Annotated in this window: 13 protein-coding genes and 1 tRNA gene; 9 read left to right on the top strand and 5 right to left on the bottom strand. The window is 62.7% G+C overall.

Annotated elements, in window-relative coordinates:
* Nucleotides 1-66: 66 nt before the first annotated feature.
* A tRNA-Arg gene (locus ABIE20_RS25975) sits at nucleotides 67-143 on the bottom strand.
* A gap of 261 nt (nucleotides 144-404) precedes the next feature.
* On the opposite strand from ABIE20_RS25975, the gene gabD reads away from it, so the two are divergent.
* The 3 genes from gabD (at nucleotide 405) to ABIE20_RS25960 (ending at nucleotide 4,662) form a co-directional block, all read left to right on the top strand.
* The gene (gabD, locus tag ABIE20_RS25970; RefSeq protein ID WP_123564738.1) at nucleotides 405-1,847 is read left to right on the top strand and encodes an NADP-dependent succinate-semialdehyde dehydrogenase; all 1,443 of its coding nucleotides are present in this window, start codon (nucleotides 405-407) and stop codon (nucleotides 1,845-1,847) included.
* A gap of 184 nt (nucleotides 1,848-2,031) precedes the next feature.
* Nucleotides 2,032-3,312: a 4-aminobutyrate--2-oxoglutarate transaminase gene (gene gabT, locus ABIE20_RS25965; RefSeq protein ID WP_429508303.1), complete on the top strand. Its 1,281-nt coding sequence runs from the start codon at nucleotides 2,032-2,034 to the stop codon at nucleotides 3,310-3,312.
* Nucleotides 3,313-3,453: 141 nt separating this feature from the next.
* Entirely contained in the window at nucleotides 3,454-4,662 is a 1,209-nt protein-coding gene (locus ABIE20_RS25960; RefSeq protein WP_429508302.1) for an HDOD domain-containing protein, read from the top strand.
* Nucleotides 4,663-4,739: 77 nt separating this feature from the next.
* Here the strand turns inward: ABIE20_RS25960 and ABIE20_RS25955 are convergent, their stop codons facing one another.
* Entirely contained in the window at nucleotides 4,740-5,729 is a 990-nt protein-coding gene (locus ABIE20_RS25955) for a GGDEF domain-containing protein (protein ID WP_429508300.1), read from the bottom strand.
* Nucleotides 5,730-5,864: 135 nt separating this feature from the next.
* Complete coding sequence (gene desA / locus ABIE20_RS25950) at nucleotides 5,865-7,049, bottom strand: delta-9 fatty acid desaturase DesA (protein WP_195885418.1); 1,185 nt, start codon at nucleotides 7,047-7,049, stop codon at nucleotides 5,865-5,867.
* Nucleotides 7,050-7,199: 150 nt separating this feature from the next.
* Here desA and dibA point away from each other — a divergent pair, with 150 nt between their 5' ends.
* The 6 genes from dibA to ABIE20_RS25920 all read left to right on the top strand — a co-directional run bounded on the left by dibA (nucleotide 7,200) and on the right by ABIE20_RS25920 (nucleotide 13,288).
* On the top strand, nucleotides 7,200-9,095 hold the full coding sequence (dibA, locus tag ABIE20_RS25945) for a phosphodiesterase DibA (protein ID WP_429508298.1): 1,896 nt from the start codon (nucleotides 7,200-7,202) through the stop codon (nucleotides 9,093-9,095).
* Between the two features lie 173 nt (nucleotides 9,096-9,268).
* Complete coding sequence (oscA, locus tag ABIE20_RS25940) at nucleotides 9,269-9,451, top strand: sulfur starvation response protein OscA (protein ID WP_007941032.1); 183 nt, start codon at nucleotides 9,269-9,271, stop codon at nucleotides 9,449-9,451.
* Nucleotides 9,452-9,498: 47 nt separating this feature from the next.
* Nucleotides 9,499-10,506, top strand: coding sequence for a sulfate ABC transporter substrate-binding protein (locus ABIE20_RS25935; protein WP_429508296.1), 1,008 nt, complete (start codon nucleotides 9,499-9,501; stop codon nucleotides 10,504-10,506).
* Nucleotides 10,507-10,589: 83 nt separating this feature from the next.
* Nucleotides 10,590-11,408 carry a sulfate ABC transporter permease subunit CysT gene (gene cysT, locus ABIE20_RS25930; protein ID WP_010222098.1) on the top strand — a complete coding sequence of 273 codons (819 nt, stop codon included), beginning with the start codon at nucleotides 10,590-10,592 and terminating at the stop codon, nucleotides 11,406-11,408.
* Nucleotides 11,409-11,422: 14 nt separating this feature from the next.
* A complete protein-coding gene (cysW, locus tag ABIE20_RS25925; RefSeq protein ID WP_045201758.1) occupies nucleotides 11,423-12,295 on the top strand; it encodes a sulfate ABC transporter permease subunit CysW in 873 nt (290 codons plus the stop codon).
* Between the two features lie 3 nt (nucleotides 12,296-12,298).
* Entirely contained in the window at nucleotides 12,299-13,288 is a 990-nt protein-coding gene (locus tag ABIE20_RS25920; RefSeq protein ID WP_429508293.1) for a sulfate/molybdate ABC transporter ATP-binding protein, read from the top strand.
* A 124-nt stretch (nucleotides 13,289-13,412) separates the two neighbouring features.
* Here the strand turns inward: ABIE20_RS25920 and ABIE20_RS25915 are convergent, their stop codons facing one another.
* Nucleotides 13,413-15,014, bottom strand: coding sequence for an alkaline phosphatase family protein (locus tag ABIE20_RS25915; protein ID WP_429508292.1), 1,602 nt, complete (start codon nucleotides 15,012-15,014; stop codon nucleotides 13,413-13,415).
* 100 nt (nucleotides 15,015-15,114) lie between these two features.
* The gene (locus tag ABIE20_RS25910; protein ID WP_429508291.1) at nucleotides 15,115-16,065 is read right to left on the bottom strand and encodes a LysR family transcriptional regulator; all 951 of its coding nucleotides are present in this window, start codon (nucleotides 16,063-16,065) and stop codon (nucleotides 15,115-15,117) included.
* Nucleotides 16,066-16,170: the final 105 nt, after the last annotated feature.

The raw sequence follows: 16,170 nt of genomic DNA, 5'->3' as shown, positions 1-16,170 counted from the left end.
GGCCACCAATCAGCCAGGCTGAAAAAACAAAAAAGGCCCAGGTATTCACCTGAGCCTTCATCGATATGGCGCACTCGGCGGGATTCGAACCCACGACCCCTGCCTTCGGAGGGCAGTACTCTATCCAGCTGAGCTACGAGTGCAACGCGGGCGCCATGATACCCATCTAGGCTGGCGGCGTCCATCGTCGAAATGGCTGTGGTCGATTTCGCACACTCCACGGGCCAAAAGTGACGTTGATCCGAAAAAATCCGCCGCACAGCGCTTTTTGTTCTTTTTTTCGAACACCCTATTGTCCTTTCTCGTCGTTGATCCTAGGATTCGTTTGAGATTTCAAACGCTCTCCTTTTTCTACAATCAATAATTCGCTCCGTGCCTGCACGGTGCAGTTAAGGAAGCCCGACATGCAGCTTAAAGACGCCCAGTTGTTCCGCCAGCAAGCCTTCATTAATGGAGAGTGGCTGGACGCGGACAACGGCCAGACGATCAAGGTCAACAACCCGGCAACGGGCGAGATCATCGGCACTGTGCCGAAGATGGGCGCCGCTGAAACCCGCCGTGCCATCGAGGCCGCCGACAAGGCGCTGCCGGCCTGGCGCGCGCTGACCGCCAAAGAACGTGCTGGCAAACTGCGTCGCTGGTTCGAGCTGATGATCGAGCACCAGGATGACCTGGCCCGCCTGATGACCACCGAGCAGGGCAAGCCACTGGCCGAAGCCAAGGGCGAAATCGCCTATGCCGCTTCCTTTATCGAGTGGTTCGCCGAAGAAGCCAAGCGCGTGTACGGCGACACCATCCCGGGCCACCAGCCAGACAAGCGCCTGATCGTGATCAAGCAGCCAATCGGTGTGACCGCAGCCATTACCCCGTGGAACTTCCCGGCGGCGATGATCACCCGTAAAGCCGGCCCCGCCCTGGCCGCTGGCTGCACCATGGTGCTCAAGCCTGCTTCGCAAACCCCGTACTCGGCCCTGGCCCTGGTTGAGCTGGCGCAGCGCGCCGGTATCCCGGCTGGCGTGCTCAGCGTGGTCACCGGCAGCGCCGGCGACATCGGCAGCGAGCTGACCGGCAACCCGATCGTGCGCAAGCTGTCGTTCACCGGCTCCACCGAGATCGGTCGCCAGCTGATGGCCGAATGCGCCAAGGACATCAAGAAGGTTTCCCTGGAACTGGGCGGTAACGCGCCGTTCATCGTGTTCGACGACGCTGACCTGGACAAGGCCGTCGACGGCGCAATCATCTCCAAGTATCGCAACAACGGCCAGACCTGCGTCTGCGCCAACCGTATCTACGTTCAGGACGGCGTCTACGATGCCTTCGCCGAGAAGCTCAAGGCCGCAGTGGCCAAGCTGAAAATCGGCAACGGCCTGGAAGACGGCACCACTACCGGCCCGTTGATCGACGGCAAGGCCGTGGCCAAGGTCCAGGAACACATCGAAGACGCAGTCGCCAAGGGCGCCAAGGTGCTCAGCGGCGGCAAGCTGATCGAAGGCAACTTCTTCGAGCCGACCATTCTGGTCGACGTGCCGAAGAACGCTGCCGTGGCCAAGGAAGAAACCTTCGGCCCGCTGGCGCCACTGTTCCGTTTCAAGGACGAGGCCGAAGTCATCGCCATGTCCAACGACACCGAGTTCGGCCTGGCCTCGTACTTCTATGCCCGTGACATGAGCCGCGTGTTCCGTGTCGCCGAAGCCCTGGAATACGGCATGGTCGGTATCAACACCGGTCTGATCTCCAACGAAGTTGCGCCGTTCGGTGGTATCAAGGCTTCGGGCCTGGGCCGCGAAGGCTCCAAGTACGGCATCGAGGACTACCTGGAAATCAAATACCTGTGCATCAGCGTCTGATCGCAGCGTAAGGCTTTACCTCTGCCAGCGGGGCGCGAGAGCGACGTCTCGCTGGCCTTTTTTACACCGTACATCCAGTGGCCTGGGCCCCTGCAGCAGTCGATCAACGCATGCTGCCAGCAGTTGAATACCGGCCACTCCGACTTGAATCGCGCCACCTTGTGTGTGGCGAATTGAGGACATTATGAGCAAGACCAACGAATCTTTGATGCAACGTCGTGTCGCCGCTGTTCCACGCGGTGTTGGCCAGATCCACCCGATCTTCGCCGAGTCGGCAAAAAACGCCACCGTCACTGACGTCGAAGGCCGCGAGTTCATCGACTTCGCCGGCGGTATCGCGGTACTGAACACCGGTCACGTACACCCGAAGATCATCGCTGCCGTTGAAGCCCAACTGCACAAGCTGACCCACACCTGCTTCCAGGTTCTGGCCTACGAGCCTTATGTCGAGCTGTGCGAAAAGATCAACGCCAAGGTGCCAGGCGACTTCGCCAAGAAAACCCTGCTGGTTACCACCGGTTCCGAAGCCGTTGAGAACGCCATCAAGATCGCCCGTGCCGCCACTGGCCGTGCCGGCGTGATCGCCTTCACCGGCGCCTACCACGGTCGCACCATGATGACCCTGGGCCTGACCGGTAAAGTCGTGCCTTACTCGGCCGGCATGGGCCTGATGCCAGGCGGCATCTTCCGCGCCATCTACCCGAACGAGCTGCACGGTGTGAGCATCGACGACTCGATCGCATCCATCGAGCGCATCTTCAAGAACGACGCCGAAGCCCGTGACATCGCCGCAATCATCCTCGAGCCAGTTCAGGGCGAAGGTGGTTTCTACGTTGCGCCGAAAGAATTCATGCAGCGCCTGCGTGCCCTGTGCGACCAGCACGGCATTCTCCTGATCGCCGACGAAGTACAGACCGGCGCTGGCCGTACCGGTACCTTCTTCGCCATGGAACAGATGGGCGTTGCTCCAGACCTGACCACCTTCGCCAAGTCCATCGCTGGCGGCTTCCCGCTGGCCGGTGTATGCGGCAAGGCCGAGTACATGGACGCCATCGCTCCAGGCGGCCTGGGTGGCACCTACGCTGGTAGCCCGATCGCTTGCGCCGCGGCCCTGGCCGTGATGGAAGTGTTCGAAGAAGAAAAACTGCTGGACCGCAGCAAGGCTGTTGGTGAGCGTCTGGTCGCTGGTCTGCGCAAGATCCAGGACAAGCACCCGATCATCGGTGACGTGCGTGCCCTGGGGTCGATGATCGCCGTTGAAGTGTTCGACAAGGCCGGTTCCCACACCCCTAACGCTGCTGCCGTTGCCTCGGTTGTCGCCAAGGCGCGTGACAAGGGCCTGATCCTGCTGTCGTGCGGCACTTACGGCAACGTCCTGCGTATCCTGGTTCCGCTGACCTCGCCTGATGAGCAACTGGACCAAGGTCTGGCAATCATCGAAGAGTGCTTCGCAGAACTCGCGTAAACTGTGACGCATTAGAAGAAAAACCCGCTTCGGCGGGTTTTTTTTCGCCCAAAGGAAGGCCAGGGGGCTAAGGTTGCCTATAAGGAGACACCTAGGAAGGTGCACAGGATTGCGTGTAGCGAAATATCGGGAGAGTTGTGTATGAGCGTTGTAGAGCCCGCCCAGGCACCTTGCGTGCTGATTGCCGAAGGCGACCCCTGGGTCCGGGACATGCTGAGCCAGATGCTCCTCAGCGTGCGCTGCGATGCGCGATTGCAGGTGTGTGCCGATGGCTCGCAGGCGCTGGCGGCGCTGGCCAGCAAGCCCGACCTGATCATCGCCGCGCGCGAACTGCCTGGCGGCGACGGCCTCGACCTGCTGCGTAACGTGCGCGCCAAGGGCCGCCAGCCAGCGCTGCCGTTCATTCTCATGAGCAACCGTAGTGACGCCGCCAGTGTCCGCGAAGTGCTGCCATTCGCGCCCACCGCCTACCTGAGCAAGCCGCTGAACATGGACTCGCTGCGTCAGCGCCTGGAAGACCTGCTGCTCAGCGCCGGGGAACAGGTCGCCTGCCCGGTGCCGCCGCTGCAGCCGGGCTCGACCCTGCCGCGCTTTCTCGAAGGGCGCCGGGCGACCTCAGATGGCGGCCCGCTGTTTGCCGACGTGAAGCTGGCGATCAAGCGCAGCCTGCAACCCCAGGGCCTGGACCTCAAGGTGCTGGAGGCCGAGATCCGCAACGACCCGCAGGTTACCGCCGTGCTCATCGCCGCCGCCAACAGCGCGGCACTGCATCGCGATGGCGCGGTGCAGACGCTGATGCAGGCGTTGAACAAACTGGGTACGACCCAGAGCATGAACCTGGTCCTGGGGCTTGCGCTCAAGCGCAGCGCCAAGCTCAGCGACCCGATCCTGTCGCGCCATGCCGAGCGTTTCTGGAACCTGTCGCTGCACACCGCCGAATACGCGCGGACTCTGGCGCGCATGCTTGAGCTCGACCAGGAGCGCTGCTATTGCGCCGGCTTGCTGCATTGCCTGGGCGATCTCGCACTGCTGCGCTGCCTGCAGGAATGGCAGCAGGCCGGCGGTGAGCTGGATGAGGACGCGGTGGAGCTGTCGCTCAACGAGTTTGGCGCGGCGTTCGGCTCGGCGCTGCGGACCCGCTGGCGCTTGCCGCTGGAACTGCGTGAGCTGATTGCGGCGATCTATCAGTTGGGCGGTGGTGTGTATTCACGCGATGCGCTGGTGATGAACCTGGCCGGGCAGCTGGCACGCTTGCCGGCGGATCAGGGGCTCGAAGGCCTGGTCGAGAGCAAGACGGCGCGCTTGCTCAAGGTGGGGATGGCGGAGCTGGGCAGGTTGCGCAAGGTTTGAAATTTTGCGGCCGCTTTGCGGCCCAATCGCTGGCAAGGCCAGCTCCCACAATAGCCCCAGAACAGCGTAATGGCCTGTCAGCCTCTTACAATCTGATTCTTGCCCTGGCGTTTGGCCTGGTACATCGCCGCGTCTGCGCGGGCGAACAGGCTGTCCAGCGACTCGTCATCCTCAGTAATTCCGGTCAGCCCCTGGCTCACCGTCACTCCAAATACCTGGTCGTCATGGCTGAAGCTCAAGCGCTGGATCTCGCGCTGCAGGCGTTCGGCAATCTGCTGGGCGATCTCTGGCGTGCAGCCCGGAAACACCGCGGCGAACTCTTCGCCACCAATGCGCCCGAACTGATCACCACGGCGCAACACTGCCTTGCCGGTGTCGGCGATGCGTTGCAGCACATAGTCGCCTTCCTGATGGCCGTAGGTGTCGTTGATCTGTTTGAAGTCATCGATATCGAGCAGCAGGAAAGATAACGGCGCCTGCTCCAGCCGCGCGGTTTCGAAAGCGTGCTGGGCGCACTCGAAGAAGTGCCGGCGGTTGCTGCTCTGGGTCAGTACGTCGGTGGTGGCCAGGCGCTGCAGTTCGCCTTCGAGCTGCTTCTTTTCGGTGATGTCCTCAGCCATGCCGACAATGATCACCCGCTGGCTCGGGTCGGCCTGCTGGTTGATGAAGCACTTGTCGCTGATCCAGCGGACCTGGCCGTCGGCGGCGATGATGCGGTATTCGCGGTCTTCCACCGCACCTTTGACCAGCACTTCGGCCAGGCTGCGTTCGGCGTAGTCGAGGTCGTCGGGGTAGATGCTGTCGCGCCACTCATTGAAGTCAGCCAGCAGCAGGCCGGCCGGGCGGCCAAAAATACGCTCGTAGGCGGGGCTGACGTAGAGCACCTGGCGACTTTCCCAGTCGAAGGCCCAGAGCACGGCGTTAACGCTGTCGAGCAACGAGCTGAACAGCTGTTCGCGCTCGCTCAGGCGCGCGACCTCGCCTTGGGCGTGCATCAGGGCCAGCAGGGTCTGGGCGGCTTCAGGTGGCGGATTGCAGGCCAGGGTTGTTGGTTTGTTCTTGACCATTTGCGCGGAAATTCTCACGACGGGGGCGTGCGGCCACGACCCGGCCCGCCACGCGGGCGATATGCCTGTCAGAGTGAGATTAGGCGGCTAAGTTCCGGTCGGCGCGCCTCGGGACGGGTGCGCCGATCAACGGCATCAGGCCAGGGCAGGGCGCAGTGAGTAGGTCTTGAGCTGGGCGGCGAAGTCGCGCAGCGACTGGATACCGCTGGCTTCGGCCTCGTGTACCCAGTCTTTCATGGCCGCGAGCATGTCGTGGCCGTTGGCGCTGGTACGTACCCAGATTTGCTGCAGGGCCAGGCGTTTTTCGTAGATGGTCTTGAGTGCCTGGCTGTGCTCGAGCATGGTCTGGATGCGCAGGTGGTGACGGTCTTCCAGCAGGCTGGTCTCCCGCGACAGCAAGCGTTTGGCCCGGCGGAACTGGTGGCGCACCGAGTCGTCGACGCGGGCCAGTTCCTGCTTGACCAGCGGCGCGATCACCAGCTTGCGGTACTGGGCCATGATCTGGAAGCGGTTGTTGAGGATCGCCATGGCGGTGTCCATGTCCAGTTGGCCCTTGCCTTCGACCCGGTGGGCGATCGGCGCAACCCGCTGCACCTTGGCCAGGCGCAGCCAGCAGAACAGCTTGATCCAGGCCCAGCCCATGTCGAACTCCCAGCGCTTGACCGACAGCTTGGCCGAGTTGGGGTAGGTGTGGTGGTTGTTGTGCAGCTCTTCACCGCCAATGATGATGCCCCAGGGCACCAGGTTGGTGGCGGCGTCGCGGCATTCGAAGTTGCGATAGCCGACCGCATGGCCCAGGCCGTTGACCACACCGGCGGCCCAGAACGGAATCCACATCATCTGCACTGCCCAGATGGTGATGCCGGCGGTGCCGAACAGCAGCAGGTCGATCACCGCCATCAGGGCGATGCCGCCAAGCTTGTAGCGGCTGTAGAGGTTGCGTTCGATCCAGTCTTCCGGGCAGTTCTTGCCGTAGATACGCAGGGTTTCCGGGTTCTGTGCCTCTTCGCGGTACAGCTCGGCGCCCTTGCGCAGGACCGTGGACAGGCCTTTGATCACCGGGCTGTGCGGGTCATCGACGGTTTCGCATTTGGCGTGGTGCTTGCGGTGGATGGCAGTCCACTCGCGGGTGTTCTGCGCCGTGGTCAGCCACAGCCAGAAACGGAAAAAGTGCTTGAGCCCGGCGTTGAGTTCCAGCGAGCGGTGGGCAGAGTAACGGTGCAGGTAAACGGTGACACTGACGATGGTCACATGCGTCATTACCAGGGTAACTGCCAGCAATTGCCACACTGACAAGTTGAGCAAACCTTCGTACCACATAGGCTAAATGGCCCTCAAAAACATAGGGAACAGCGGGAAACATTATCCCTGCGCCAGCAAATAAAACCAGTCGGCCTTTTAGATAGGAGGTCACCGGATGTTTCTACCCTATAATCACCCACAAATTTTTGTGGGTTTGCCCGGGACCTTATGTCTGCTTCCATTCGAGACGCCATGCGCATGGCGGCGCTCTACCTCGTGCTATCGGTACTGTGGCTGGCACTGTCTGATCAATTATTGAACAGTCTTTTCGATGAGCCTGAGCAAATCGCCCGCTGGCAGCTGATCAGCGCGCATTTCTGGGTGTTGTGCAGCGCCCTGCTGATTTTTGTCTCGCGCGCCCGCTTGCTCAACTTCATTGGCGTCGGCGTGCGCTTGCGCCGCGAGGACCGCGAGCGCCTGCGCATGGCGGCGGCGGTGTTCGACAGCACCCTTGAAGGGGTATTGGTCACCGACCGCGATGGCCTGATCGTGCACGTCAACCGGGCGTTCATGCAGATCACCGGCTACGACAAGGACGAAGTGCTCGGCCAGCGCCCGAGCAAGTTCAAGTCCGGCCGTCACGGTGCGCCGTTCTACCAGCAGATCTACGCCACCCTGGCCGAAAAGGGCGAGTGGAGCGGCGAGATCTGGAACCGGCGCAAAAGCGGCGAGGTGTATCCGCAGTGGCAGACCATCTGCGCGATTCGCGATGACAGCGGCGAGTTGAGCCATTACGTCGCGGTGTTCAGCGATATCAGCGCGATCAAGCATTCCGAGCGCGAGCTGGCCTACCTGGCCCATCACGACCCGCTAACCGACCTGCCCAACCGCCTGCTGTTCAACGACCGCACCGAGCAGGCCCTGGCCGCGGCGCAGACCAACAAGCGCGGCTGCGCCTTGCTGCTGCTCGACCTGGACCACTTCCAGAGCATCAACGACAGCCTCGGCCACAACATTGGCGACCAGCTGCTCAAAGTGGTCGGTGAGCGCCTGAGGGCGCTGCTGGGCAATGGCGTGACCCTGGCGCGCCTGGGCGGTGACGAATTTGCCGTGCTGGCCGAGAACTGCCCACAGGTCGGCCAGGCCGCGGCCTTGGCCCAGAGCATTATCGACGGCATGAAGGCGCCGTTCGAAGTCGACAGCCAGCGCCTGTTCATCAGCGTCAGCATCGGTATCAGCCTGTTCCCCAGCGACGCCCTGAGCGCCGAGCAATTGCTGCGCAATGCCGACTCGGCGCTGTTCAAGGCCAAGACCTGCGGGCGCGCCGGTTATGCGCTGTACACCGAGGAGCTGACCGCCCATGCCCAGCAGCGGGTAGAAACCGCTGGCGAGCTGCGCCGAGCCCTGGAGCAGGAAGAGCTGCGGGTCTATTACCAGCCGGTGCATGACCTGTTCAGCGGCAAGATGATTGGCGTCGAGGCACTGGTGCGCTGGCAGCATCCACAGCGCGGGCTGGTGCCGCCCGGGGAGTTCATCCCGATTGCCGAGCGCACCGGCCTGATTGCCGATATCGACACCTGGGTGCTGCGCCAGGCGTGCCTGCAGATGGTCCAGTGGCAGGCCGAGGGGCGGGCGCTGGAGTTCGTTGCGGTGAACATTTCCAGCCGGCTGTTTGGCCATCGCGACCTCTACCAGCAGGTCGCCCAGGTGCTGCACGACACGGCGCTGGACCCGGCCCTGCTGGAGCTGGAAGTGACCGAAAGCGCGGTGATGGAAGACCCCGAAGTGGCGCTGGAGCAGCTGCACCGCTTGCGTGAACTGGGCTTGCGCCTGGCCATCGATGACTTTGGCACCGGCTATTCGTCGTTGCTGCGGCTCAAGCGCCTGCCGGTGCAGAAGCTCAAGATCGACCAGGGCTTTGTTGCCGGCTTGCCCTGTGATGAAGACGATGTGGCGATCGTCCGGGTGATCATCGCCCTGGCCCGGAGCATGGGCATGCTGGTGCATGCCGAGGGAATCGAGCAGGCCGAGCAGGCGCGTTTTCTGCTCGAGCAGCAATGCCAGCTGGGCCAGGGTTACTGGTTCGGCCGGCCGGTGCCGGCGCAGCAATTGCGCTGGGCCTGAGGGCGCTATCGCCGGCAATGCCGGCTCACCCAAAAGCTTTGCTTTTTTGGTTATATAAAAATTCTTAAATAGTATTTTTAAGAATATTCGCGCCCCCCTAAGATTGCCCTCAAGCCAGGCGCAGTCGCTCCCCTTCACGCACTGCACGGCACCCATATCACAGGAGCACGAGCATGAGCGCATCTCTGCGTAGCGTTGACGGTCAGGACGAAGCCACCATTCTGCGCGAAATCCAGAGCGCCCTGCGCGACCTGCGGTTTGGCGCGGTGGAAATCACCGTGCACAACGCCCAGGTCGTCCAGATCGAACGCAAGGAAAAGTTCCGCCTGCAGAACCCCGGCAACAAGCCCAGCTGATTAACGCGCCACCTAATTAGAAAAATACGCCAATCGGGAGCTTCACCATGTCCATCCGCCGTTATGCCCTGGCAGCACTCGCCAGCGCCGTTTTTGCCGGTTCCGCCATCGCCAAGGACTACGAACTGCTGAACGTGTCCTATGATCCGACCCGCGAGTTGTATCAGCAGTACAACGCCGAGTTCGTCAAGCACTGGCAGCAGGCTCACCCGGACGACAAGGTGAAGATCCAGCAGTCCCATGGTGGTTCGGGCAAACAGGCCCGCGCGGTGATCGACGGCCTGCGTGCCGATGTGGTGACCCTGGCCCTGGCCGGCGATATCGACGAAGTGGCCAAGCTCGGCAAGACCCTGCCGGACAACTGGCAGACCCGCCTGCCGGACGCCAGCACCCCGTACACCTCGACCATCGTCTTCCTGGTGCGCAAGGGCAACCCGAAAGGCATCAAGGACTGGGGCGACCTGATCAAGAAAGACGTCTCGGTCATTACCCCGAACCCGAAAACCTCCGGCGGCGCCCGCTGGAACTTCCTCGCCGCCTGGGCCTACGGTCTGAAAACCGGTGGCAGCGAAGCCAAGGCCCAGGAATACGTGAAAGAGTTGTTCAAGCACGTACCGGTACTGGACACCGGCGCCCGTGGCTCGACCATCACCTTCGTCAACAACGGTCAGGGTGACGTGTTGCTGGCCTGGGAAAACGAAGCCTTCCTGGCCCTCAAGGAAGATGGTGGGGCCGACAAGTTCGACATCGTCGTGCCGTCGCTGTCGATCCTTGCCGAGCCGCCAGTGGCGGTGGTCGACAAGAATGCCGAGAAAAAGGGCAACGAGAAGATCGCCGAGGAATACCTCAAGCATCTGTACAGCCCGGCCGGGCAGAAGATCGCCGCCGAAAACTTCTACCGTCCGCGCGACGCAAAAGTCGCCGCCGAATACGCCAAGCAGTTCCCGAAACTGGACCTGGTGACTATCGACAAAGACTTCGGTGGCTGGAAAACTGCCCAACCCAAGTTCTTCAACGATGGTGGCGTGTTCGACCAGATCTACACGGCGCAGTGATGCCCGGCAGGATAATCGCCGTTCAGTAGCCAGCATGGGCCCGGGATTCGTCCCGGGCTTCGTGCGTTCAACCAGGGACCTTTATGTCACGTCGTATTTCCCCCGTCATACCCGGCTTCGGGCTGACGCTGGGCTACACCTTGGTGTACCTCAGCCTGATTGTGCTGATACCGCTGGCCGCCATGTTCATACATGCCGCCCAGCTCACCTGGGAGCAGTTCTGGGCCATCGTCAGTGCCCCGCGGGTGCTCGCGGCGCTCAAGCTGAGCTTCGGCACTGCCCTCTACGCTGCCATCATCAACGGCATCATCGGTACCCTGCTGGCCTGGGTACTGGTGCGCTACACCTTCCCCGGACGCAAGATCATCGATGCGATGATCGACCTGCCGTTCGCCCTGCCTACTGCGGTGGCCGGCATTGCCCTGACCGCGCTTTACGCACCGGCCGGCCTGGTCGGCCAGTTCGCCACCGACCTCGGTTTCAAGATCGCCTACACCCCCCTGGGCATCACCCTGGCGCTGACCTTCGTGACCCTGCCGTTCGTGGTGCGCACAGTGCAGCCGGTGCTGGCCGACATTCCCCGTGAAGTCGAAGAAGCCGCCGCCTGCCTGGGTGCCAAGCCGCTGCAGGTGTTCCGCTACGTGCTGGCGCCGGCGCTGTTGCCGGCCTGGCTGACCGGCTTTGCCCTGGCCTTTGCCCGTGGCGTCGGCGAGTACGGTTCGGTGATCTTCATCGCCGGCAACATGCCGATGAAGACCGAGATCCTGCCGCTGCTGATCATGGTCAAGCTCGACCAGTACGACTACACCGGCGCCACCGCCATCGGCGTGTTGATGCTGGTGGTTTCCTTCATCCTGTTGCTGCTGATCAACTTGCTGCAGCGGCGCATCGAAACCCCTTGAAGGAGGCCACGTCCATGTCTGCGACTTCTATTGGCGCGGCCGCTTCGGCCAATGCCGCCCGCCGTGGCAGTGCCACTTCACGGCGCATCCTGATCAGCCTAGGCTGGTTGATCTTCGCCCTGTTCCTGCTGCTACCGCTGGTGATCGTGGTGTCTCAGGGCCTGAAAATGGGCCTGGGCACGTTCTTCGAGGCGATTTTCGAGCCCGACGCCCTGTCGGCGCTGAAGCTGACCCTGATCGCCGTGGCCATCTCGGTGCCGCTGAACCTGGTGTTCGGGGTCAGCGCCGCCTGGTGCGTGAGCAAGTACAACTTCCGTGGCAAGAGCATCCTGGTCACGCTGATCGACCTGCCGTTCTCGGTGTCGCCGGTGATCGCGGGCCTGGTCTACGTGCTGATGTTCGGCGCCCAGGGCTTGTTCGGGCCGTGGCTGCAGGATCACGACATCCAGATCGTTTTCGCCTTGCCGGGCATTGTCCTGGCGACCATCTTCGTCACCGTGCCGTTCGTGGCCCGTGAGCTGATCCCGCTGATGCAGGAGCAGGGCACCCAGGAAGAGGAGGCCGCGCGTCTGCTCGGTGCCAACGGCTGGCAGATGTTCTGGCACGTGACCCTGCCCAACATCAAATGGGGCCTGATCTACGGCGTGGTGCTGTGTACCGCGCGGGCCATGGGCGAGTTCGGTGCGGTGTCGGTGGTGTCCGGGCATATTCGCGGGGTGACCAACACCTTGCCGCTGCACGTCGAGATCCTCTACAACGAATACAACCACGTTGCGGCCTTCAGCGTCGCCAGCCTGTTGCTGATCCTGGCGCTCTTCATCCTGCTGCTCAAGCAGTGGAGCGAATCCCGTATTAACCGTCTGCGCCATAACGCGGCGGAGGAATAATTCATGTCGATCGAAGTTCGTAACGTCAGCAAGCGCTTCAACGCTTTCCAGGCTCTGGACAGCATCAACCTGGATATCCACAGCGGCGAGCTGGTGGCTTTGCTCGGCCCGTCCGGCTGCGGCAAGACCACCTTGCTGCGGATCATCGCCGGGCTGGAAACCCCCGACCAGGGCAGCATCGTCTTCCACGGCGAAGATGTCTCGGGCCACGATGTGCGTGATCGCAACGTCGGTTTCGTGTTCCAGCACTACGCGTTGTTTCGCCACATGAGCGTGTTCGACAACGTCGCCTTCGGCCTGCGCATGAAGCCCAAGGGCGAGCGCCCGAACGAAAGCAAGATTGCCGAGAAGGTCCACGAGCTGCTGAACATGGTCCAGCTCGACTGGCTCAGCGACCGTTACCCCGAGCAGTTGTCGGGCGGCCAGCGCCAGCGTATTGCCCTGGCCCGCGCCCTGGCGGTGGAGCCCAAGGTGCTGCTGCTCGACGAGCCGTTCGGTGCCCTGGATGCCAAGGTGCGCAAAGAGCTGCGCCGCTGGCTGGCGCGCCTGCACGAAGACATCAACCTGACCTCGGTGTTCGTTACCCACGACCAGGAAGAGGCCATGGAAGTCGCCGACCGGATCGTGGTGATGAACAAGGGCGTGATCGAGCAGATCGGCTCGCCGGGCGAGGTCTACGAGAACCCGGCCAGCGACTTCGTTTATCACTTCCTTGGTGATTCCAACCGCCTGCACCTGAGTGAAGGCCAGCACGTGATGTTCCGCCCGCATGAAGTGTCGCTGTCGCGCCACGAAATTGAAGGCCATCACGCGGCGCAGGTGCGCGATATCCGTCCGCTGGGGGCGACGACCCGGGTGACCTTGAAGGTCGAAGGGCAGAGCGAGCTGATCGAGGCCGAGGTGGTCAAGGACCACGACAGCCTGAGCGGTTTGGCGCGTGGCGAGACCTTGTTCTTCAAGCCCAAGGTCTGGCAGAAAGTGGCCAATACCTGAGCATGAGCCGGGGCTGCGTTGCAGCCCATCGCCGGCAAGGCCGGCTCCCACACAAGTCAGCATCACACCGACCACTGTGGGAGCCGGCCTTGCCGGCGATGGGGCGCGCAGCGGCCCCTGAACCTCACCACACCCCGATCTTCACCACACTGTCCTCCCGCGGTTCGCCATAGCGAAACCACTGCCCACGCCGTTCGATCTCGGCATGGCTGATGGTGGTCCGCCGCTTCAAGCCCCTGAGCCATTCGAACAGATAACCCTGGTGGGTCTCGCGCACGCTGGCGTAGGCCGGGTCCGCACCCAGGTCGTGCAGCTCCTGCGGGTCGTTGAGCAGGTCGAACAGTTGCGCGCGAAAGCCGTCATAGGCCAGGTACTTCCAGCGCTCGCTGCGCACCATGGTCATTCGGCAACGGTCGATCGGCTGGCCCAGGCGCTCGCGGGCCGGGGCCTGGAAGGCGTAGTCGTATTCGGCGATAGCATAGCTGCGCCAGGCGCTGGCGGTGCCGTGCAATAGCGGAATCAGCGAACGCCCCTCCAGCCGATGTTCGGCGCTCGGCAACCCCAGTGCGTCGAGGAAGGTCGGCAGCGCATCGATGGTCTCAACCAGTCGCTCATCCACCGTACCGCGGCTGACATCCGCCGCCGTTCGAGGATCGCGCACGATCAGCGGTACGCCCACCGCAGGCTCCAGCAAAAACTCCTTTTCGCCCAGGCCATGGTCGCCGAGAAAATCACCGTGGTCACTGGTGAACACAATCAGTGTGTCATCCCAGCGGCCATTGCTTTGCAGCACATCGAACAGGCGCCCGAGCTGGTCGTCGATCTGTTTGATCAGGCCCATGTAGGTGGGGATCACTTTCAGCCGCACTTCTTCGCGAGAGAAGTTGAGGCTTTCCTGGTGCTGGCGGAACGCGGCATACACCGGATGGTCGTTGCCTGGCTGAACAGCTATCGGCGCCTGCACCTGGCTGGCGTTGTACAGCGCGTGGTAAGGCGCCGGGGCGATGTAGGGCCAGTGCGGCTTGATGTACGACAGGTGCAGGCACCAGGGCTGCTCGCCCTGGGCCTGGATGAAGTCGATGGCGCGCTCGGTGGTGTAGACCGTCTCCGAGTGCTGCTCGGGCAGGCGCGTGGGCAGGCCGGCGTTGCGCATGTGCCAGCCGCTGAGAATTTCACCGTTTTCGCCTGCGGCGGCATTGGCCCAGCTGTGCCAGGGGTTGTCGCCAGCAAAGCCGTGGTCGCGCAGGTAGCGGGTGTAGGGCGCGCTTTCGCGCTTGTCGGCGAACAGCGGGTCGTCGGGAAAGATGCCGTCGTGGCGGGCAACCGGCTCGAACCCCACCTCGTTGAGCTGCTCGGCCATCAGCGGGTCGATGGCCAGCTGTTGCAAGGCGTCATGGTTCGGCGTGGCGTGGGTCTTGCCCACCAGCGCGGTACGGATTCCGGCAGGGCGCAGGTAGTCACCGAGGGTCAGTTCGTTCAGCGGTAGCGGCACGCCGTTCCAGGCCACCTGGTGGCTGCTGACATAGCGCCCGGTGTAGGCCGACATCCGCGACGGGCCGCAGATGGTGCCCTGGGCATAGGCGCGGCTGAAGCGTACCCCGGCGGCGGCCAGGCGGTCGATGTTCGGCGTGTGCAGGTGGCGGTGGCCGTAGCACGAGAGGTAATCGCGACGCAGTTGGTCGCACATGATGTACAGCACGTTGCGCACGGCAGTGGGGTGGGGCATGGCAGTCACCTGGGCAGATTTCAGCTGACTGTTTTCGCCGCCCGGGGCGCGCATCACAAGCGCATTTGCCGAATGCAACTGATGCGTTTTGCGCAATGGCTCAGATCGCCAACTGCTCCAGCTTGCAGGCGTCGAGGGCGCGGTCGGCCTGATCGGTGAGGATGATCTGCTCGATCATCGCCTCGGCCAGCGGCGACAGGCGCAGGCGCGCCTGGCTGACGATGCCGTAGCGGGTGTAGAGCTCTTCGCAGTCGTCAGCCAGGCCGTCGATGCTCAGCCGCACCAGTTTGCCGTTGGCGTTGTGCAGGGCATCGCTGTAGGCGCCGCAGATGCCGATGGCGTCGGAATTGAGCACCACGCCAAGCAGGCTGTAACTGTTTTCGCACTCGACGTTGGCGACGAAATCCGGGCGGCCGCTGAGGTCGGCGATCACCTTGCGCAAGTTGGGCGGGCGCAGGGTGACGGCCAAGGGGTAGTGCAACAGTTGCTCGGCGCTGACGCTCGAAAGCGCCGCCAGCGGGTGCCCGGCGCGGCAGCAAAAATGCCAGCGTCGAGGCCGCAGGCGCAGGGTCTGGTATTGCGGGTCGGCCTCGAAGCTGCGGGTGTCGGCGACAAAAAATTCGAACTCCTCGGCCAGCAGGCGCTTGTTCAGGCTCTGCCAGTCATCGACCTGAAATTGCACCCGCGCCTTGGGATAGCGGCCGATGAAGCCGCCAATCGCCCGTGGCACCAGGCCCGCGGCGGGCGCCGGGCCGCAGCCGAAGCGCAGTTCACCGGCTTCCAGGCCATTGAACTGGCTGATCTCGTTGCTCAACTGGCGGGCGCCGCTGACCAGCCGCCGCGCGTGTTCGAGCACTACCAGGCCTTGCTTGGTCGGCGGCAGTTCCTTATGCGAGCGGTCCACCAACTGGCAGCCGGCGCTGTGCTCCAGAGCCTGGATGCTGCGGCTGAAGGCTGATTGCGAGAGGTTCACCGCGGTTGCCGCGGCGACGAAGCTGCGGTGCTCGGCAAGGGCAATCAGGTGGCGGAGTTGGCGCAGGTCTATATGCATTTTTCACATAAAAAGTATCGGGCAAATGCATTTGCTCTGCCTCTGGTGCACTCCTTATAAAGGCAATCTCTTATGCAGTAAATGTATGTTGAATCATAAATAAAT

The organism is Pseudomonas sp. 2835 (assembly GCF_050435905.1).
In the GTDB taxonomy this organism is placed as follows: Bacteria; Pseudomonadota; Gammaproteobacteria; order Pseudomonadales; family Pseudomonadaceae; genus Aquipseudomonas.
The sequence above is the reverse complement of the archived record's forward strand: the minus strand, read 5'-3'. Positions and strand labels throughout refer to the sequence as shown.